Annotated in this window: 18 protein-coding genes, 1 riboswitch and 1 other annotated feature; of the genes, 3 read left to right on the top strand and 15 right to left on the bottom strand. The window is 60.3% G+C overall.

Going from position 1 to position 19,792, the window contains the following annotated elements; translation table 11 throughout:
* Positions 1–113 precede the first annotated feature (113 nt).
* Together leuS and Q0Z69_RS04740 are read right to left on the bottom strand one after the other, a co-directional pair.
* Complete coding sequence (gene leuS, locus Q0Z69_RS04745) at positions 114–2,540, bottom strand: leucine--tRNA ligase (RefSeq protein ID WP_298030159.1); 2,427 nt, start codon at positions 2,538–2,540, stop codon at positions 114–116.
* A gap of 176 nt (positions 2,541–2,716) precedes the next feature.
* Positions 2,717–2,927: a binding site (T-box leader), on the bottom strand.
* A gap of 158 nt (positions 2,928–3,085) precedes the next feature.
* The gene (locus Q0Z69_RS04740) at positions 3,086–3,574 is read right to left on the bottom strand and encodes a GNAT family N-acetyltransferase (RefSeq protein ID WP_298030156.1); all 489 of its coding nucleotides are present in this window, start codon (positions 3,572–3,574) and stop codon (positions 3,086–3,088) included.
* Between the two features lie 237 nt (positions 3,575–3,811).
* Here Q0Z69_RS04740 and Q0Z69_RS04735 point away from each other — a divergent pair, with 237 nt between their 5' ends.
* Positions 3,812–4,264, top strand: a complete 453-nt coding sequence (locus tag Q0Z69_RS04735) for a MarR family winged helix-turn-helix transcriptional regulator (RefSeq protein ID WP_298030152.1) — start codon at positions 3,812–3,814, stop codon at positions 4,262–4,264.
* A 5-nt stretch (positions 4,265–4,269) separates the two neighbouring features.
* Complete coding sequence (locus Q0Z69_RS04730) at positions 4,270–5,115, top strand: DegV family protein (RefSeq protein WP_298030150.1); 846 nt, start codon at positions 4,270–4,272, stop codon at positions 5,113–5,115.
* 56 nt (positions 5,116–5,171) lie between these two features.
* Here Q0Z69_RS04730 and Q0Z69_RS04725 read toward each other — a convergent pair whose 3' ends face one another.
* The 13 genes from Q0Z69_RS04725 to mgtE form a co-directional block, all read right to left on the bottom strand.
* Positions 5,172–5,966, bottom strand: a complete 795-nt coding sequence (locus Q0Z69_RS04725; RefSeq protein WP_298030147.1) for a hypothetical protein — start codon at positions 5,964–5,966, stop codon at positions 5,172–5,174.
* A 312-nt stretch (positions 5,967–6,278) separates the two neighbouring features.
* Positions 6,279–6,641, bottom strand: a complete 363-nt coding sequence (gene rsfS, locus Q0Z69_RS04720) for a ribosome silencing factor (protein WP_298030144.1) — start codon at positions 6,639–6,641, stop codon at positions 6,279–6,281.
* Between the two features lie 24 nt (positions 6,642–6,665).
* Positions 6,666–8,096, bottom strand: a complete 1,431-nt coding sequence (locus Q0Z69_RS04715) for an LCP family protein (protein WP_298030142.1) — start codon at positions 8,094–8,096, stop codon at positions 6,666–6,668.
* 9 nt (positions 8,097–8,105) lie between these two features.
* On the bottom strand, positions 8,106–9,656 hold the full coding sequence (locus tag Q0Z69_RS04710) for an LCP family protein (RefSeq protein ID WP_298030139.1): 1,551 nt from the start codon (positions 9,654–9,656) through the stop codon (positions 8,106–8,108).
* A gap of 7 nt (positions 9,657–9,663) precedes the next feature.
* Positions 9,664–10,854, bottom strand: coding sequence for a bis(5'-nucleosyl)-tetraphosphatase (symmetrical) YqeK (gene yqeK, locus Q0Z69_RS04705; RefSeq protein ID WP_298030137.1), 1,191 nt, complete (start codon positions 10,852–10,854; stop codon positions 9,664–9,666).
* Positions 10,855–10,955: 101 nt separating this feature from the next.
* Positions 10,956–11,291 (bottom strand): ribosome assembly RNA-binding protein YhbY, encoded by a 336-nt coding sequence (gene yhbY, locus Q0Z69_RS04700; RefSeq protein WP_298030136.1) that lies wholly within the window; start codon positions 11,289–11,291, stop codon positions 10,956–10,958.
* A 28-nt stretch (positions 11,292–11,319) separates the two neighbouring features.
* Positions 11,320–11,550, bottom strand: coding sequence for a hypothetical protein (locus Q0Z69_RS04695; protein WP_298030134.1), 231 nt, complete (start codon positions 11,548–11,550; stop codon positions 11,320–11,322).
* 28 nt (positions 11,551–11,578) lie between these two features.
* Complete coding sequence (locus Q0Z69_RS04690) at positions 11,579–12,175, bottom strand: XTP/dITP diphosphatase (RefSeq protein WP_298030132.1); 597 nt, start codon at positions 12,173–12,175, stop codon at positions 11,579–11,581.
* Positions 12,175–12,897: a ribonuclease PH gene (gene rph, locus Q0Z69_RS04685; protein ID WP_298030129.1), complete on the bottom strand. Its 723-nt coding sequence runs from the start codon at positions 12,895–12,897 to the stop codon at positions 12,175–12,177. Before rph ends, Q0Z69_RS04690 begins: the two co-directional genes overlap by 1 nt.
* A 93-nt stretch (positions 12,898–12,990) precedes the next feature.
* On the bottom strand, positions 12,991–13,863 hold the full coding sequence (ftsY, locus tag Q0Z69_RS04680) for a signal recognition particle-docking protein FtsY (RefSeq protein ID WP_298030127.1): 873 nt from the start codon (positions 13,861–13,863) through the stop codon (positions 12,991–12,993).
* A gap of 24 nt (positions 13,864–13,887) precedes the next feature.
* Complete coding sequence (locus Q0Z69_RS04675; RefSeq protein WP_298030126.1) at positions 13,888–14,118, bottom strand: hypothetical protein; 231 nt, start codon at positions 14,116–14,118, stop codon at positions 13,888–13,890.
* Positions 14,119–14,190: 72 nt separating this feature from the next.
* Positions 14,191–17,757, bottom strand: coding sequence for a chromosome segregation protein SMC (smc, locus tag Q0Z69_RS04670; RefSeq protein WP_298030124.1), 3,567 nt, complete (start codon positions 17,755–17,757; stop codon positions 14,191–14,193).
* 311 nt (positions 17,758–18,068) lie between these two features.
* The gene (gene mgtE / locus Q0Z69_RS04665) at positions 18,069–19,421 is read right to left on the bottom strand and encodes a magnesium transporter (RefSeq protein WP_298030121.1); all 1,353 of its coding nucleotides are present in this window, start codon (positions 19,419–19,421) and stop codon (positions 18,069–18,071) included.
* 45 nt (positions 19,422–19,466) lie between these two features.
* On the opposite strand from mgtE, the gene Q0Z69_RS04660 reads away from it, so the two are divergent.
* The gene (locus tag Q0Z69_RS04660) at positions 19,467–19,667 is read left to right on the top strand and encodes a hypothetical protein (protein ID WP_298030119.1); all 201 of its coding nucleotides are present in this window, start codon (positions 19,467–19,469) and stop codon (positions 19,665–19,667) included.
* A riboswitch (M-box (ykoK) riboswitch) is annotated at positions 19,625–19,786 on the bottom strand. It overlaps the preceding gene by 43 nt.
* Positions 19,787–19,792 lie beyond the last annotated feature (6 nt).

Raw genomic sequence — 19,792 nt, 5'->3', positions numbered from 1 at the left:
CTCCTCACAAAATCCTGCGATTTTGCGGGGGACCCGCATTTGACTCAAATAGGCGCCCATTTCAGGGTTTTGCCTTGCGGCAAAACCCTTGGACGGCCACTCGGCACGGAGCATCACTGGGGCTTCACGATCAGGTTCACCAAGCGGTTCTTGACAAGGATGGTCTTGACGATCTTCATGCCCTCGGTGGCCTTCTGGACCTTCTCCACCGCCAGGGCGGCGTCCACCACAGCCTTCTCCTCGCTGCCGGCGGGCATGGTGATGGTGCCTTTCAGCTTGCCGTTGACCTGCACGGCCATATCCACCGTGGAGGCCACGGTCTTGCTGGCGTCGTAGACCGGCCAATCTGCCTGGCAGCACATTTTTCCGCTCTTGGCCGCGAAGCCCAGCATCTCCCACAGCTCCTCGGTGATGTGGGGAGCGAAGGGATTCAGCAGCAGCAGGAAATCGTGCAGATCGCCCCTGGTCACGCCATTGGCGCTCAGCTCATTGAGGGCGGTCATCATAGCGGCGATGGCGGTGTTCATCTTCAGATTATCCACATCGTCCGTGACCTTTTTGATGGTCTTGTGAAGGATGGGCTGGTTGGCGGGGGTCAGGTCATAGCTGTCCTTTGCGCTCTCCGCCAGGTTCCACACACGGTCCAGGAACCGCTTAGATCCCTTCACAGCCTCGGTGGACCAGGTGGCGGCCTGCTCGAAATCGCCCACGAACATGATATACAGCCGCATGGTGTCCGCGCCGTACTGGGCCACGATATCGTTGGGGTTCACCACGTTGCCCCGGGACTTGGACATCTTCTCGCCGCCCTCGCCCAGGATCATGCCGTGGCTGGTGCGCTTGGCGTAAGGCTCCTTGGTGGGCACCACACCGATATCATAGAGGAATTTATGCCAGAACCGGCTGTACAGCAGGTGCAGAGTGGTATGCTCCATACCGCCGTTGTACCAGTCCACAGGAGACCAGTAGTCCAGGGCCTCCTTGCTGGCCAGGGCCTTGTCGTTGTGGGGGTCCATATACCGCAGGAAATACCAGGAGGAACCGGCCCACTGGGGCATGGTGTCGGTCTCCCGCTGAGCGGGGCCGCCGCACTTGGGGCAGGTGGTGTTCACCCAGTCGGTCATCTTGGCCAAGGGGGATTCGCCGGTGTCTGTGACCTCGTAGCTGTCCACCTCCGGCAGCAGCAGCGGCAGCTCGCTCTCGTCCAGAGGCACCCAGCCGCACTTGGGGCAGTTCACCAGAGGGATCGGCTCACCCCAGTACCGCTGGCGGCTGAACACCCAGTCCCGGAGCTTGAAGTTGGTCTTGGGACGGCCGATGCCCTGCTCCGTGACCCACTTCTTCATGGCGGGGATGGCGTCCTTCACGGTCATGCCGTCCAGGAAGCCGGAGTTCACCATAATGCCGGTGTCATCCTTCAGGGTGAAGGCTTCTTTCGTGATATCGCCGCCCTTGACCACCTCGATGATGGGCAGGCCGAACTTGGTGGCGAACTCCCAGTCGCGCTGGTCGTGTCCAGGCACGCCCATGACGATGCCGGTTCCGTAGCCCATCAGCACATAGTCGGAGACGAACAGCGGCACATGCTTGCCGCTGGCAGGGTTGACAGCCTCGATACCCTTCAGCCGGACGCCGGTCTTGTCCTTGTTCAGCTCGCCCCGCTCAAAGTCGGACTTGTGGGCGGCCTCCTGCCGGTAGGCCTCCACCTCGTCCCAGTTCTGGATCTGGTCCTTCCACTGCTCCAGGTAGGGATGCTCTGGGGAGATGACCATATAGGTCACGCCGAACAGGGTATCGCAGCGGGTCGTGTAGACTGTCAGCTTGTCGCCGTTGGTTGCGGTGAAGTCCACCTCGGTGCCTTCGCTGCGGCCGATCCAGTTGCGCTGCTGGATCTTGACCCGGTTGATGAAATCCACGTCGTCCAGATCGTCGATCAGCCGGTCAGCATACTTGGTGATGGCCAGCATCCACTGGCTCTTCTCCTTGCGGATGACCTCGCCGCCGCAGCGCTCGCAGACGCCGTCCACGACCTCCTCGTTGGCCAGCACGATCTTGCAGCTGGTGCACCAGTTCACGGGCATGGACGCCTTATAGGCCAGGCCGTGCTTGAACATCTGCAGGAAGATCCACTGGGTCCATTTGTAGTAGTCGGGGTCGGTAGTGTTGACCTCCCGGTCCCAGTCGAAGGAGTAGCCCAGCATATGGAGCTGCTTGCGGAAATTCTCCACATTGTCATGGGTCACCTTGGCCGGATGGATGTGATGCTGGACGGCGTAGTTCTCCGTGGGCAGGCCGAAGGCGTCGTAGCCGATGGGGAACAGGACGTTGTAGCCCTGCATCCGCTTTTTGCGGCAGATGATGTCCATAGCGGTAAAGGGGCGGGCGTGGCCCACGTGGAGGCCCTGGCCGGAGGGATAGGGAAACTCGATCAGGCCGAAAAATTTCTCCCGGGCCTTGTCTCCGGTGACAGCGGCGAAGGGCTTCTCCTCCAGCCACTTGTCCTGCCATTTTTTCTCAATGGCGGTAAAATCGTACTTCATATTTCTTCTCCTTCTCTTCTGATGGAAGTCGTTTTGACAAATTAGGAATGAGGAATTCCCCCCAGCCGCCTGCGGGCGGCGGCTCCCCTATGGGGAGCGGAGTTTTGGAATCTTGTAAATGTCTTTGCTGTCAAATGACAATTTCTAATTTCGAAGAAAAACGCCCCCGGCCAAAGGCCAGGGGCGTTTTTGAACGCGGTACCACCCTGTTCAGCCGCCTTGAGGCGGCCCTCTCAGCCTATAACGGGGCCTGCCGTTCCGCCCTACTGGGTCCTTCAGGCGGAAAACTCTGGGACCAGTATACCGCAGGCTCCCCCACCGGCTCGCACCGTCCGCCGGCTCTCTTCAGGCGGGACGCCTGGGCTTTCTTCCCTTCTTCGTTCGTAACAGATGTATTTTACGGACAATCGCTCCATTTGTCAAGCCCCGTTGTTTCTTTTCCCTTTTACCTTTGGTATTGCTGCCCAATTTATCAAATCATTCGTCAAAATGACAAAAGGAGCCATTATTCATCGTGGGTAACGGCCACTGTCGATGAAAAGCTGTCAATCAAGAAAATACAATACCTCTCTTATATCTTTTCCGCCGATGTTATCATCCATAAATACTTCCGAACAAATAAATCCGTTTTTTTCATAAAACTTTCTTGCCCTATGATTATCCTCCAAAACCCATAAGATCACTTGATTAAATCCGCATTGCTTTAATTCCTCAATACATTTGTTAAGCAATACCTTACCGTATCCTTTTCCAATGTAGCTGGGCAGAAAATATATGGAAACAATTTCTCCGTAACCGCTATACTTTTCCCATCTGGATTTACAAAAACTTGCGGTGCCTATCATCCTCCCACATTCTATCAGGACAAGGCTGTTCAGACCGGCTTTGTTGATACGATTGGCCCATTGTCCTGTTGGAATACTGTCAAGATAATCTTGAGGAAGCATGCCCTTATATGCGTATTTCCAACTGCTTTCATATATTTTGCTTATTTCAAGAGGATCATCATCTTTAGCGATGTATCTTATCTCCATTACAACAACTCCTTGAATACCGATTTTCGCCATGAAGTATAGCATGGTAAATTTCAAACTTCAATATCAATCTTCGGTTGGCGAAATTGCTGAAGCTATATTCCAGCGACACTTAGAGAAAAAGGGCGTGTTTCTTCCCTCAGCTTTTTGAAAAAATGCTTGCTTTTTCTGAGAATGGATTGTATACTGTACCTGGTATTTAGTTCATAAAATAAACTATTTGAAAAGGGGTCGCCTATGGACCAGTTGGAACAGCGGGAAGCGCTGCTGGAGGCCTGGATGTCCATGACTGCCGTCATCCGGGGCAACCGGCTGCTGAAGGGTCTGTCCATGAATGAGATGCTTGTGTGCAACGTGCTGTACCGGCAGCGGCAGACCGGCGGCGGGCCGGTGACGGCCACGGAGCTATGCCGCCGTACCCGGCTTTTGAAATCCCAGATCAACCACATCCTCACCGGCATGGAACACCGGGACCTGATCCGGCGGGTACGCAGCGAGACCGACCGGCGGAGCATCCACATCCAGCTCCGTGAGGAAGCCCTGCCTCTCTATGAGACGGAGCATGGCAGCGTCATGTCCATCGTGGAGGCCGTCTGCGCCCAGCTGGGGCCGGAGGGCATCCGCCAGCTGACCGACCTGCTGACCCAAGCCACCGGCGCGGTGGCCCAATATCAAAACCTGAAGGAGTAAACCATATGTCTGTTCAGATCATCACCGATTCCGCCAGCGACATCACCCAAGCAGAGGCAGCGGCCAGGGGCATCCGTGTGCTGCCGCTCCGTACCATTTTCGACGGCCAGGAATTTCTGGACGGCGTCACCATGGACAACCGCCAGTTCTTTCAGCGGCTGGTGGAGTCCGACACTCTGCCCACCACCAGCCAAATGACCCCTTACGAATACGAGCAGGCCTTCCGCTCCGCCGTGGATGCGGGAGATGAGGCGCTGTGCGTGACCCTATCCTCCAAGCTCTCCGGCTGCTGCCAGAGCGCCCGCATCGCGGCAGAGGAGGTCCCTGCCGCGGTGGTAGACAGTGAAAACGTCTGCATCGGCCAGCGCATCCTGGTGGAGCTGGCTGTGCGGCTGCGGGACCAGGGGCTGACCGCCGCCCAGATCGCCGAAACGCTGGAGCGGGAGAAGAAAAATATCCGCCTTATCGCCCTACTGGACACCCTGGAATACCTGAAAAAGGGCGGCCGTATCTCCCCCGCCGTGGCCCTGGCCGGTTCCCTCCTCTCCATCAAGCCGGTCATCGCCATCGAACACGGTGAAGTGGCCATTCTGGGCAAGGCCCGCGGCTCCAAAAATGGCAGCAACATGCTTACGGAGCTAGTGCGGAAGTGCGGCGGCATCAATTTTGAAAAGCCCTACTGCCTGGCATACAGCGGCCTCAGCGACGCGCTGCTGCAAAAATACATCGCCGACAGCGCCCCCCTCTACGCCGGACATACGGAGCGGCTCCCCATCTCCGCCATCGGCAGCACCATTGGTACCCACGCCGGCCCCGGCGCTATTGCGGCAGCGTTTTTCATCAATGGCTGACATCACAAAATCCCTCCGATGGATCGGAGGGATTTTGTTTTTCATATAAACAGTGTTCACATGCCGTCCTGAAACGGAGTGCCGTCGGGAGCGTACCAGATAACGCCGCCCGGCATGTTCTCCGCGTACCAGCCGTCGAAGGCCTCCTTAGTCGTCTCCTGACCGTCCAATGTATAGACGGCGCCGCTGGCTCCCTCGACCTTGCGGGCCAGCTCCCGGTCCGCAAAGCGGCCGTCCTCAAAGGTCATCCGATGGTAGGTGTGGTCTCCGGCTCCGCCGGAACCGATGTAAACGCCACTGGTCTGGAGCTCCTCAAACCATCGCACCCCCATACTGGTGCCATAGACTGTCTCGCCCTCCCGGCGGAGGATCAGGTACTGGTAGGCCCCGTCCTGGAACAGCAGTACCAGCTCCAGTTCCCCGTCGCCGTCCACATCCTGGACAGCCAACCGGTCCAGGGTCAGGGTCTCTGGCGGATCTTCGATGGCAAAGCCGTCCCAAAGCTGGTCATGAAAGTCCGCCAGGGTTGCGTCAATAGGTTCCCATGTGCTTTCATTGCCATCATACGGCCCAGCTACCCATTGGAAGGCTGCCTCCCCTCTCAAAACAGGCAGAAACAGTGTAAAAGCCGCTTGGTCCGCCTCCGGCATGGCTGCCGTCACGGCGTCCGTGTCCAGGCCCGGCAGCATATTTTTCCGCGGCTCTTCTGCCGCGATCTTCTCCACGGTCTCCAACTTCTTCATGCCTGTTTCTGGGGCCGTCTCCACCGGCTGCCGCGCCAGCCACAGGCAACCCACCAGCACTGCCGCCGCCAGCAGGCCCGCGCCGCCCAAGATCCACTGTTTTTTCAAAAAGATCCCACCCTTATCTGATTTTGATATCAGTATAAGGGTGGGACGATTTTATGTCTACTACAATTTGATGACAGATCTGTAACAAAAGTTACAAGGGGCCTTCAGTCTCTCGTCAGCACGCCGCTCAGGTCCAGGGGCGTACCGTCGTGCCACAATCTCTCCAGGGCGTAAAACTCCCGGGCAGCCCCACAAAATTTTCAATTTTGCGGGGACCCCGTGATCAGACTCAAATCGGCAGGCAAAGCCCGCCCATTTCAAGGTTTTGCCTGCGGCAAAACGCTTGGACGCGCCACTCGGCGCGGGAGGCCCTCAGTCTCTCGTCAGCACGCCGCTCAGGTCCAGGGGCGTACCGTCGTGCCACAATCTCTCCAGGGCGTAAAACTCCCGGGCCTCTTCGGAGAAGATATGGACCACCACGCAGCCGTAGTCCAGCAAGACCCAGGTTCCCTCCCGGTAGCCTTCCCGGCGCAGGGGGTCCTCCCCCGCCTGCTCCTTCATGGCTTTTTCCACAGCGCCGGACAAGGCGTTGATCTGCGTGTTGGAACTGCCAGTGGCAATGACGAAGTAATCCGCCAGAGTCGTCTGTTCCGTCACCTGAATGGCGCTGATCTCTCTGCCCTTTTTCTCGTCCAGGGCCTTGGCGGCAATGATCGCCAATTCTTTTGGTATCATATGGTCATTCCTTTCTATTCCAATCTAGGCCGCCGGAGGCGGCTCAATGGTACTGAATATTTCCTCTTCATCTGGTGCGGAGACCTCCGGCGGCTCCGCGGGATCCTCTATAACAGGCGGCTCCGCGGCCGGCGACTCTTCCGGGGGCGCGGTTGCTTCCTCTTCCGGCATTGACGGCGTCTCTGCTGAAACATCCGGCGGGGCGGCGGCGGGCGCTTCCTCCGATGGGGTCTCCGACGGCTTCGCGGCGGACTTCACCGGCGGCCCGGCCGCCTGACTGTCCTCCACATGACCGGTGGTGGAGCTGATAGACCCGTCGGCATTGACAGACATAATATCCAGATCCGCCAGAGTAAAGATCTCCGCAAAGGGGCTCAGCTTCTCATTCACAAGCTCCAGCAGCTCATCGGCTACCGGGGTCACATAAGCCAGCTCCGAATAGCTTCCGTTGAGCTTGGTGTAATAGCGGCTGTAAGCGTTGGCGCCCCGATAGGGCATGGTGAGGAATTCCACATCCTCCGTTTGCAGGCCGCCCAGCACCGCCTGCTCCGCGAACCAGCAGATGTTGGAGAACGCCAGGTCGGTATCCACATGTTCCTGAAACACCTTGGCGATCTTGCGGATATTGAGGGCATTCTGGATCGTCAGGGTCTGCTGGATGACCGCCTTCAAAAACGCCTGCTGGACCTTCATTCGGCCGGAATCCCCGATGCCGCCGTCCCGTTTGCGGTAGCCGTATGGGCTGTCGTTGTTGTTCTCCCGCCAGCGGATGACCTGCATAGCGTCCTCGCCGGACAGCCTGCGGACTCCCGCCGCCTGGTGGATATGCAGGTCCTGCACATCGTCGTCATAGTCCATGTCGTAGGGAACATCGAACTCTACACCGCCGATGGCCTCCACCAAAGCGCCCACGGCCTCCCATTCCAGCACGACCCGAAAATCCGGCTCAAAGCCCACCAGCTGGGAGATCTCCCTGTACAGGCCCTGGATACCCTCTTCTCCTCCGCCGCAGCTGTTGTATACGGAGTTGATCTTTTTCACGTCCCAGGAAACGTTGACCATGGTATCCCGGGGGATGGACATGACGGTGGCCTTCTGGTTGGTCACATCATAACTGGCCAGCAGCATGGTATCCGTATTGCCGCCGCCCCCCGTGTCCCGGCCAAGGATCAGCACCGTATAATAGTCCGCACTTTTCCGCTGGCCGTCTACCTTGGGACGGATGCCTGCATCCGTATCCGCCTCATTGGCGGACACCAGCCCATCCACCAGAGGCGTTTTTTCAATATCCGGCCGTGCCACCAGCTTTCGGTGCGCCAGCGTGACCGCCAGCGCCGCCGCCAACAGGACGGCCAAGGCCATCAGCAGCCTTTGGCCCCTGGTCAGGCGGTCTTTCTTTTTCCGCACACATCTGCCGTTTTCCTGGGCCTCAGGGCGTCTCTCTGTATCCGGCATATCGTCTCCTTACGCCGCCGGCGGCGGCTCGATCACGGAAAAATCCGGGACGTCCGGCTCCGCCGGAGCCTCTCCGCCGCCATCCGGCGGAGTCGTGCCAGGATAGCCAGCGGTGGGATCGACGGCCCCGGGGTCTACGATGCCGGGATCATTGACGTCCAGCCCGCCGCCGGGGACATTGGGGTCCGTGCTGGTGGTCGGGTCTGTCACGGCGCCAGGATCGGTAATCGTGCCAGGATCGGTGACTGTGCCGGTATTGGGATCGGCAGTGGGGTCCACCACGATGGTCCCGCCGCCGTTAGGGTCGATGGGATCGCCGTTTTCATCCACATCGGGGTCCTCCGTCTCCACGGGCTTGGTGGGCTTCACCGGCGGCGACGCGGCCTTCTTGTCCTCTACATAGCCGGTGGAGGAACTGACGCTGCCGTCGGAATTGACGGACATGATGTCCAGGTCGCTCATGGTAAAGGTCTCCACAAAGGGGCTGAGCTCGTTGTTCACCAGCTCCAGCAGTTCCTTGGCGATGGGGACCACATAGGACTGGTTGTTGCCTACGCTGCGGCTCCAGCAATAGGCCCCCTTATTGGGCATGGTGACAAAGTTCACATTTTCCATTTTCAATCCGCCCAGGTACGCCGACTGGGCAAACCACAGGATGTTCTGGAAGCTCATATCCGTCTCCACGCACTCCTGAAACACCTTGACGAACTGGTTGACCTTGGTGATGTTCTCCAGCTTCAAAAGCTGCTCCACCATAGCTTTCAGCAGCGCCTGCTGGGTCTTGATGCGGCCCAGGTCGCCGTCGGGATAGCCCAGCATTATGCCGTTCTTCACATTGTCATGGCGGTAGCGAAGCACCTGCATGGCGTCCTCACCAGAGAGCAGGCGATAGCCCTTGGTCTGGTGGATCTTCAGGTCCTGATAGGGGTCCTCGTAATTCATGTCCCGGGGCACGTCGAACCACACGCCGCCCATGGCCTCCACGATCTTGCCCACGGCCTCCCACTCCACGATGACCTGGAAGTCCGGCTCAAAGCCCACCAGCTGGGAAATCTCCTTGTAGAGATGCTGGATGCCCTTCTCTCCGCCGCCGTAATAATTATAAACGGAGTTGATGCGCTTGATGTCCCATGGCACATTCACCATGGTGTCCCGGGGGATGGACATAACGGTGGCCTTTTGATTGGTCACATCGTAACTGGCCAGCAGCATGGTGTCCGTGTTGCCGCCGCCCCCCGTGTCCCGGCCAAGGATCAGCACCGTGTAGTAGTCCTTGCTCTTCCGCTCGCCGTCGGCCCTGGGGCGGACGCCCTCGCCGTAGTCGATCTCCTCCACGGTGCCGTCGTCCTTCGTCACGGTATTGGGTTTCTTTTTGTGCTCCAGGTCCGGCCGGACGAACAGGCTCTGGCAGGCCACCACTGCCACCAGCACCACCGCCAGGATCACCGCTATCACCATCAATACCTTCTGCTGGCGGGTCAGACGGCTGGGCTTTTTCGGTTTTTTTTCTTTTTTCGGTTTTTGGAGGCGGCTCCCGCCCTTTTCTTCTCTCTGGTTCACTGTATCTCTATCCTTTCAGCCAGTCCCGCGCTTCCACGGTGGCGCGGTGTACCGGGTTTCCCATACCCGTCATTTCCTCGATGGTCATCTCCAGGCCCATCAGCAGGCCCTTGTCCAGATCTTCATAACACACTTCGCGGAGCTTGTCCACCCCCGGAAAATCCCGGGACGGCTCGATATAGTCCGCCAGATAAATAATTTTTTCCAGCTTGGTCATATCGGCGCGGCCCGTAGTGTGCCATCGGATGGCTTCGCAGATCTCCGCGTCCATCCCGAACACGTCCCTGGCAATAGCGGCGCCGGTCTTGGCATGGAGCAGCTTCAAAGCCTGCCGCTCCAGCTCATCCAGCTGGATGCCGTATTGTTTACATAACGCAAGCTGCTGGTCCATGTCCAGCTTCTTGGTGCAGTCGTGGAGCAGCGCCGCCCTGCGGGCCTTCTCCACGTCGGCGCCGTAGCGCTCCGCCAGGCGGATGGCCTCCTGCTCCGCTCCCAGCACATGGGGGATGCGCTGGTGCTTCAGATAGCTGAGAGCCACTGGCCGGAGCTGGCTGAGGGACAGGCGCTTCAGATCCGCATGGGTCCCGTACAGCCCGTGGCGCAGGATGTAGCCGTACACCGCCGGGGCCAGCAGATTGGCCCCCTTCCCCGCCGCCAGTTTCTCCCGCAGCTCCGTGGAGGAAACATCCACCACGCCGGGGATGGTCAATGTGAAGAGCCGCGCCTGAGGATAGGTCCTGTAAAGATAGTCCCGCTGAACGGCGAACAGCTCCTCGGTGTCCGCCTCCGTGCGGCCGAAAGCGGCAATGCCGGCCAGGGAGAGGATCTTTTCCGGTTCGTGCCAGGCCTGAAGGGTCAGGAACATGTCCGTACCCATCAGCAGCCACAGCTCGTCCTCCGGATACTGGGCCTTCATCTGTGCCAGTGTGTCGGAGGTAAAGCTCTTTCCCTGGCGGTATACCTCTATATCCAGCGTCCTGACCTGGTCGCCCAGGGCCAGCTGCTCTCCCGCCAGCCGGGTCATCTCCAGCCGCTGCTCCGGTGTAGGACTGCCGGCAGGCAGCGCCTTGTGGGGCGGCAGTCCCGCCGGCACCAACAGCAGCCGGTCCAGCTTCAGCAGCTCCATCACCGCCCGGGCGGCGGTAATATGCCCCAGATGCGGCGGATTGAACGTCCCGCCGTAAACGCCAATTTTCATCGCAGTTCCTCTTCTCGAATCAGGAATTAGAAATTAGGAGTTCAGAATTGCTGTATTCCGCCGCAGGCAGAATCGTTTGATTTGTCCGGCTTCGCCGGACACTAAAATTTCTCATTCTTCATTGTTTTTCTCTTCGCCAGCTGGATGCGCTTCTCCCTGGGCTTGCTGTGGCTCTCCCGGTACAGCACAAACTTGGTCCCTATCACCTGGACCACCTCGCTGCGGGTTGCCTTGGCCAGCTCCGCCGCCGCAAGGCGGGCGTCATACTCGATATTATTGTCCAGGACCCGGCCCTTGATGAGTTCCCGGGCCTCCAATGCGTCATCAGCCTGCTTGATGAGATTGTCGCCAATGCCGTCCTTGCCGATGTGGATGATGGTGTCGATGGTGTTGGCCAATCCCCGCAGCTGGGCCCGCTGTTTGCTTGTCAGTTCCATATCTCTTCCGGCGGATAATCTCTCCGCCTCACCTTTCTGTTCCGTTATCTTCAGGGACTCCCCAATATTCCCTCAGGTCCTTCAGCGCCTCCTGGTCAACCCACAGTTCACAGTAGCCGCAGGCACAGCAGACCCAGCGGTCTGTGTCAGCTTGTGCGACAATGCCTCTCTGGATGCGGTCATACGCCCCTTTGACCACGGCCTTGCAGCACACGATGTCCGTACTGCCGCACTTGGGGCATTTCCTCGAGTTTTTCATGATTTCTCTCTTTTAAAGTATAAGACGTTTATTTCTTCAAATAAGTTGCAAGTTTTTCTGAAAATTCCGTCAGTGCTTTCCCCCGGTGAGAGATCTCGTTCTTCTCCCCGTCCGTCAGCTGCGCGAAGGTCTTGGCCTTCTCCGGCACGAAGAACACCGGGTCGTAGCCGAAGCCGCCCTCCCCCATGGGAGCAAAGGCGATGGTGCCGTCACAGCGGCCCTCGGCGGTCAGCGTCTTTCCATTTGGGAACACACAGGCGATGGCGCAGGCAAAGTGGGCCTTCCGGCTGGACTGGCCCCGCAGGCTGTTCAGCAGCAGCATATAACGGCCTTTGTCGTCCAGGCCCTCGCCGCCGTAGCGGGCGGAGTAGACCCCGGGACCGCCGTTCAGTGCGTCCACACAGAGGCCGGAATCGTCAGCGATGGCAGGCAGCTTCGCCGCCCTGCAGACGGCCTTGGCCTTCAGCATGGCATTTTCGGCAAAGGTGGTGCCGGTCTCCTCCACCTCCGCGTCGATCCCCAGGTCTTTGGGGCCGACCACTTCGATCCCCAGTTTGCCCAGGATCTCGCGCATCTCCCTCAGCTTCCCCGGATTGTGGGTCGCAAGTACAAATTTTTCAGCCATCAAGCCTTTCCTCCCAGCGCTTTTTTCTGAATGGCCAGAAGCTCCCGGTTCCCCTTGGCGCACAGGCGCACCAGCTCCTGCTGCTCCGCCAGGGTGAAAGCCCGGCCCTCGCCGGTGCCCTGGACCTCAATGATCTCCCCCTGCTCGTTCATCACGCAGTTCAGGTCCACCTGAGCGCGGCTGTCCTCGCTGTACTGCAGGTCCAGCAGGGCCGTATCGTCCACAATGCCGGCGGAAATGCCGGTGACATAGTGGCGAATGGGGCTGGCGGCAAGAACGCCGTCCTCCACCAGCTTCCGGCAGGCCAGGGCCAGGGCGATGAAGCCGCCGGTGACGGAGGCCGTCCGGGTCCCGCCGTCACCCTGGAGCACGTCGCAGTCGATGGTGATGGTATGCTCCCCCAGCTTTTCCATATCCACGGCGGCCCGCAGGCTCCGGCCCACCAGCCTCTGGATCTCCGCGCTGCGGGGGCTGAGCTTCAGCTTGGCCACGTCCCGCCTGCTCCGCTCCCGGTTGGCCCGGGGCAGCATGGAGTACTCAGCGGTGACCCAGCCCCGGCCCTCCGGCACGTGGGGCGGAGTGCGGTCCTCCACACTGGCGCAGCAGAGGACCTTGGTGTCGCCGCACTCGATAAGGCAGCTGCCCTCCGCGAATTTCACGAAATCCGTGGTGATCTTGATGGGGCGCAGCTGGTCAAACGCCCGTCCGTCTTTTCGAATCATTGTCATCCATCCTCTTTTTGTGGCAGTAAGATCAGCCCGCAGGCCAGAGTACAGCTGTCCCGCCGCAGCAGGGGCAGGTCCTTGTGATATTCATCATATAATGGCCTCGGCATAGGCCCTCGCGTCAAAGGGCCGCAGGTCGTCGATGCCCTCACCCACGCCGGCGAATTTCACAGGCACGCCCAGCTCCCGGGCAATGGCCACCACGATGCCGCCCTTGGCGGTGCCGTCCAGCTTGGTCAGCACAATGCCGGTGAGGCCCGCCGTCTCCTTGAAGGTCCGTGCCTGGATCAGGCCGTTCTGCCCGGTGGTGGCGTCCAGCACCAGCAGCGTCTCCCGGGCGCAGCCGGGGCATTCCCGGTCAATGATCTTGCTGAGCTTGGCCAGCTCCGCCATCAGGTTGGCCTTGTTGTGGAGCCGTCCGGCGGTATCGCACAGCACCACGTCCACATTTCGGGCCTTGGCAGCCTGCAGTGCGTCGAACAGTACCGCGCCAGGATCCGCCCCCTCGTGCTGGCGGACGATCTCGCAGCCGGCCCGCTCCGCCCAGATCTCCAGCTGGTCGGCAGCGGCAGCCCGGAAGGTGTCCGCCGCGCACAGCAGGACCCGCTTGCCCTGCTCCTTCAGCTGGTGGCCCAGCTTGCCGATGGACGTGGTCTTGCCCACGCCGTTGACGCCGATAAACAGCACTACGGCTGGCTGAGCAGAAATGTCCAGGGCAGTATCGCCCACGGTCATCTCCTCCGTCAAAATGTCCCGCAGGGCGGCCCGGACCTCCTCCTGGTCGTGGAGCTTCTCCCGGCGGACCCGCGTCCGCAGCTTCTCCACGGCGTCCAGGGCGGTGTCCATACCCAGGTCTGCCAGGATCAGGGTCTCCTCCAGTTCCTCGAAAAACGCCTCGTCAGCCTCTGTAAAGCCGGAGAACAGATTGGTGGTGATTTTTTTCAGTTTGTCAAAAAAGCCCAACGCAGTTCGCTCCTCCCATATGGTTCAGTCCTGTGGAAAGGTAATCCACCCTTGACGCGCCAGGATCCGCAGTCGGTCAATATCCACGCCGGTACCCTGGGCGGCCTCCCTGATCTTCGCGGAAGGATTGGCATCCATGTACGCCTGCACCGTCTTCAGATCTTCTCTGAGCGCTTCAGTACAGCTCGGGCAGACCCTGGTGACTCCGCGCCGGTCGAATAGTTTTCCACATAACGGACAATTCTGAATATTCATGTGTTCCTCCTTTTCCTTCCAAAACCGCTGACGCTGTGTTTCAGCGGGAGCCCTGCCGGGGCGTAACCATGCTCACTTGATCTTCAATTCCTTCGCCATGTCGTTTAGATTGATGGTCAAGATCTTACTCACACCCTGCTCCTGCATGGTGACGCCGTAGAGAACGTCGGCCTCCTCCATGGTGCCGCGGCGGTGGGTGATGACGATGAACTGGGTCTTTCCCGCCAGGGTTCGCATGTAGCGGGCGTAACGGGTCACGTTGGCGTCGTCCAGAGCGGCCTCGATCTCGTCCATCACACAGAAGGGCGTGGGGTGGACCTTCAAAATGGCAAAGTACAGGGCGATAGCCACAAAGGCCTTCTCGCCGCCGGACAGCAGGGAGATGGTTTTCAGCGTCTTCCCCGGCGGCTGGGCCTTGATCTCAATGCCGCAGCCCAGAATGTCGCTCTCATCCTCCAATTCCAGCTTCGCCGTTCCGCCGCCGAACAGCTCCACAAAGGTGGTCTGGAAGCTCTCGGAGAGCAGCTTGAACTGCTCCGCAAAAATCACGGTCATCTGGTTGGTGATCTCCTCAATGATGCCGTTCAGCTCCTCCTTGGCCTTTTCCACGTCGTCCCGCTGGCTGGTGAGATAGGTGTAACGGCCATTGACCCGCTCGTATTCCTCAATGGCGCCGATGTTGGGGGTCCCCAGCGCAGAGATGTCCCGTTTCAGTTCGCCGATGCGGCGGCTGGCCTTGGGTACGCTCTCCAGCTCAATGCGCTGGGCCTGCGCGTCGGAGTGGCTGAGCTCATAATGCTCCCACAGCCGGTCCAGGATCTGCTTTTCCTCCATGGCGCTGGTGGCGATCTTCTGCTCCAGCCTGCTGGCCGCCCGCTCCAGGTTCAGCAGGTTCTCGTTCATCTCCTGCCCCGCCCGGTTTTTGGCGGTGCGCTCCGCCTCCAGCGCGATCTTCTCCTCGCTGAGGGCCTTCAGGCGGGCCTGGAAGGTCTCGCCCTGGGCGGACAGGGTCTCCAAGGCCGCCCGGCGCTGATGGATGTCCTCCCGGGCCGTGTCGATGTTCCGTTGATATGTCCGGATGGTCTCCTCCTTTTGAGCGCGGTCGCCGGTCAGGTCCGCCGCCAGCTGCCGCAGGTCGGCGGACCGGCGGGCAGCGGCCTCCCGCTGAGCGCTGAGCGAGGCCAGCCGGCTCTTTTTGTCGGTGATTTCCTCTGTCAAAGCGCCGGACTGAGCCAGCAGCTCCGACTGCCCGGAGAGAGCCGCCTCGGCCCTGGTCCGGTATTCCTCCGCCAGCTTCTCCTGCTCCTCCATCCGCTTCCGTGCGGCGGCGGACCGCTGGGCGTTGTCATCCAGGCGGCCGGACAGGCTCTCATGCTCTCCCGCCAGGTTTTCCAGGTTTTCCCGCAGGGAGCGCAGCAGGATATCGAAGTGGCTCTTGGCGCCCTCCAGCCGCAAAACCTCGTCCTCGGCCTGACGGCGCTGGCTCTCTGCGGTCTCCAATTCATACTGGGCGGCGTTCAGCTCCCGGTTCGCAGCCTCTTCCGCGTTCTGGGCGGCGGCCAGCTTTTCATGCATGGCGGCGGCCTGGCTGTTGAGCTTTTCCAGCTCGGCGGCACGGCTCAGCACACCGGTCCCCCGGCTGGTGGAGCCGCCGGTCATAGAGCCGCCCCGGTTGATGACCTGACCGTCCAGGGTCACGATGCGGAAGGCATTATGATACTTCCGGGCCATGGCGATGCCGCAGTCCAGATCCTCCACCACCACGGTGCGGCCCAGCAGGCTGTTGAAAATGCTTTGATACCGCTGGTCGAACCGCACCAGCCGGGAGGCTACGCCCACAAAGCCGAACTCGTTCTCTATGCCTTTTTCCCGCAGCTCGTCGCCCCGGATGGCGGTGAGCGGCAGAAAGGTAGCGCGGCCGCCGTCCCGCTGCTTCAAGAAATTGATGGCGCTTTTGGCGTCCTCTTCCCGGTCCACCACGACGTTCTGAAGGCCCGCGCCCAAAGCGATCTCGATGGCCAGGGAATACTTCTGCTCCGTTTTCATCAGGTCCGCCACAGGCCCGTGGATGCCCCGCAGGCTGTTTTTCGCCTGCATCACCACCTTCACGGCCTTGGAGAAGCCCTCGTAGTCCTTCTTCATCTCCGTCAGCAGGCGGATACGGTCGTCCAGCGCTCCCACGTCCATGGTCAGCTTCACCCGCTGCTCCGACGCGGCGGCGGCCTTCTTCTTCCGCTCCTCCATCCGCAGGCTGTGGCCCGCGATGATATTGGCTGCGGCGGTGGCCTCGTCCCGGGCATCCTCCAGCGCGCGGCGGTTGGCCTTGGCCTCCCGCTCCGCAGAAGCCAACTGTTCCTCTGCGGCGGCCCGGTCGGCCTCCACGGCGGTCTTGCGCTTCTGGATCTGGCCGTCCTCCGCCGCGATGGCGGCAGCCTCCGCCCGGGCGTCGGCGGCGGCTGCCACGGCAATGGCCTCCTGGCCCCGCAGGGCCTCCGCCTCACTCTGGGCGCCGCCCGCCTGCTCGGCGGCGGCGCGGGCCTGTTCCAGCAGGCCGTTCAGAGCGGCGTCCACCCCGGCAAGCTCCTCGTCGATCTCCGCGGCGCGGCGCTCCTGCTCCGCCGCCTGTTTTTCCAATCCGCCGGCACGGCTGTCGGTCTCCTCCAGCTCCGCCTGTGCACGGGCAATATTCTCCTCATTGTGGGCGATACCGCTCTCCAGCACGGCGATGGCGGACTCCTGATCCTTCACCTGGCCGTCCAGCTCCGCGGCCTCGGCCCGGATGCGCTCGGCCTCCATGTCCTTCTCCCGCATTTTTTCGCCGTACTGTTCGCCCTCAGCATACAGCGCGTCCAGGGCGGCGCGGGCTTCATCCCGCTGGCTCTCGGCGGCGTGGAAGTCGGCTTCCAGCTTTCTGGCTCCCACCTTCAGATTGTCCAGGTTTTCCAGCCACACGGAAATTTCCAGCAGACGCAGCTCATCCCGCAGGACCAGATATTTTTTCGCCTTTTCGGACTGCTCCCGCAGCGGCTCCACCTGCAGCTCCAGCTCTCCGATCTTATCGTTGATGCGGACCAGGTTCTCCTCCGTACGCTCCAGCTTCCGCTCGGACTCCTCCTTCCGGTGGCGGAACTTGGAGATGCCGGCCGCCTCCTCGAAGATCTCCCGCCGCTCGCCGCTCTTGGCGGACAGGATCTCGTCGATCTTGCCCTGGCCGATGATGGAGTAGCCCTCCCTGCCCATACCAGTGTCCATGAACAGCTCCGTCACGTCCCGCAGGCGGACGGACTGACGGTTGATGTAGTACTCAGATTCGCCGCTGCGGTAATAGCGGCGGGTCACGGCCACCTCGCTCTCCTCCATGCTGGGGAAGATGTGCTCCGTGTTGTCGATCACCAATGTCACCTGGGCAAAGCCCACCTGGTTCCGTTTCTCAGTGCCGCCGAAGATGACGTCCTCCATCTTGGCGCCTCGGAGGCCCTTGGCGCTCTGCTCACCCATGACCCATCGAATGGCATCGGAGATATTGGACTTTCCGGAGCCGTTGGGACCTACAATGGCGGTGATGTCTTCGCCGAAGTTCAGGACCGTCTTATCCGGAAAGGACTTGAATCCCTGGATCTCCAATGCTTTCAGGTACATACAGCGCTCCTCTTTTCTTTGATGTACTGTGCTGCCCGATCTTCAGAACGGGTTTCCCCCCGCCCGCGGATCGGCTCTCACATCATGGCAGTCAGCCCGAATGGGAAAACGCTGCCATAGCGGTTTATTATATCATGGCGGATGCTGTTTTTCAAGCACGGAAGCCGCATATTCCCGCTCCCTTCCGCTGTTAGAAACTGAGGAGGGCTTTTACAGCATACGGGGCAGCTGTCCATTGCGGACAGCTGCCCCGTATGCATTTTCACAAAGTCTTTTTGAAGTGCACCTTTCACAGCGCCTGTTCTGACGGATCACAGCTGGAGCAACAGCGCGGCAAAACGGAAATAGATCAGCAGAGACAGGGCGTCCACGATGGTGGTGATAAAGGGGCTGGCCATCACCGCCGGGTCAAATCCTAACCGCTTGGCTGCGATGGGCAGCGTACATCCCACCAGCTTTGCCGCAAACACTGTCACCACCAGCGTCAAGCTCACCGCCAGCGCCACCGGAATCTCCACACGCTCCAGAAGCAGGAGTTTTCCCATATTCACCACCGCCAGCGTCAAGCCGCACAGCAGGGCGACCCGCATCTCCTTCCACGCGACCCGCAGAGTGTCCCGGAACTGCACCTGTCCCAGGGACAGCGCCCGGATCACCGTGACGGAGGCTTGGCTGCCGCAGTTGCCGCCGGTATCCATCAGCATGGGGATATAGGCGGTCAGCACGACACAGGCCGCCAAGGCCGACTCGAACCGGGTTATGATCATCCCCGTAAAGGTGGCCGATACCATCAACAGCAGCAGCCATGGGATGCGGTTTTTCCACAGGGTCCATACGGATGTGTGCAGATAGGGCTGCTCCGACGGCGTAATAGCCGCCATCTTCTCCATGTCCTCGGTAGCCTCCGCCTGGAGCACATCCAACACATCGTCCACAGTGATGATACCCATGAGCCGCCGGTCTCCGTCCGTCACCGGCAGGCTCAGCAGGTCGTATTTGCCGAACATCTGGGCCACGGCCTCCTGGTCCGTCTGGGGCAGAACGGTCACTCCGTCCGCTTCCATCATGGCGGCCACCGGCCGGTCCGCCGGAGACACGATCAGCTCCCGGACCGCCACGCTGCCCAGCAGCCTCCCCTTCCCATCCACCACGTAGCAGGGGTCCACTGTCTCCTTTCCCACCCCGGTGGCCCGGATGGCGTCGATGGCCTCCGCCGCCGTCATCTCCGGACCCAGGGCCATGTATTCCACGGTCATGATGCTGCCAGCGCTGTCCTCAGGGTAGCGCAGCAGCTCGTTGATGGTCCGGCGGATCTCCGGGTCCGCCTGGCGCAGGATCCTCGTCACCACCGGGGCGGGCATCTCTTCCACCAGATCCGCCGCATCGTCGGCGGCCAGCTCATCCACCACAGCTTTCAGTTCCTTGTCGCTGAGACCCCGGATCAGCCTCTCCTGTCCATGGCTGTCCAGCTCCACAAATACCTCAGCCGCCTGTTCCCGCCCCAGCAGGCGAAACAGGATGGGTATCTGATTCTCCGGCACCTGTTCCAGCAGCTCCGCCAGGTCCGCCGGTTTTACCGCCGCCAGCACATCCCGCAGGGCGTGATATTTTTTCTCCTCCTTCAGGGTGCTCAAGATCTGATTCAGCAACATGTTGTTGGTCATTGGTCCTTCCTCCATTTCTAAAATTTGTTATGGGAGCAAGGCGCAATGGGCCGCATCTATCTGCCGGCATTGGGAACGGATACCGTTCCCCACCGTCTTCGGCCCGCCGCGCTGCTGTCAGTATCCATTCCCCTCACCTCCTTCAATGATCCAAACAAAAAGCCCGTACCGCCGCTCAAACGACAGTACGGACATCCAAACGCCCTGGCGCTGCACCGTTCAAGCTTTAGCATCACAAGGCGGTGAAATCACATTAGATGATACCTTCGTTTCGATATCGCCTGCTCAAACCAGCGCATGATGTCTCCATCATTTTGCGGCAGTGATCCATATCCCTGTGGTAGCCTTACCTACCGGACTCATGAACTTGT

Source organism: uncultured Dysosmobacter sp., from assembly GCF_947631165.1.
In the GTDB taxonomy this organism is placed as follows: domain Bacteria; phylum Bacillota; class Clostridia; order Oscillospirales; family Oscillospiraceae; genus Oscillibacter.
Note: the sequence above shows the minus strand (reverse complement) of the source record. Positions and strands in the feature narration are given on the sequence as shown.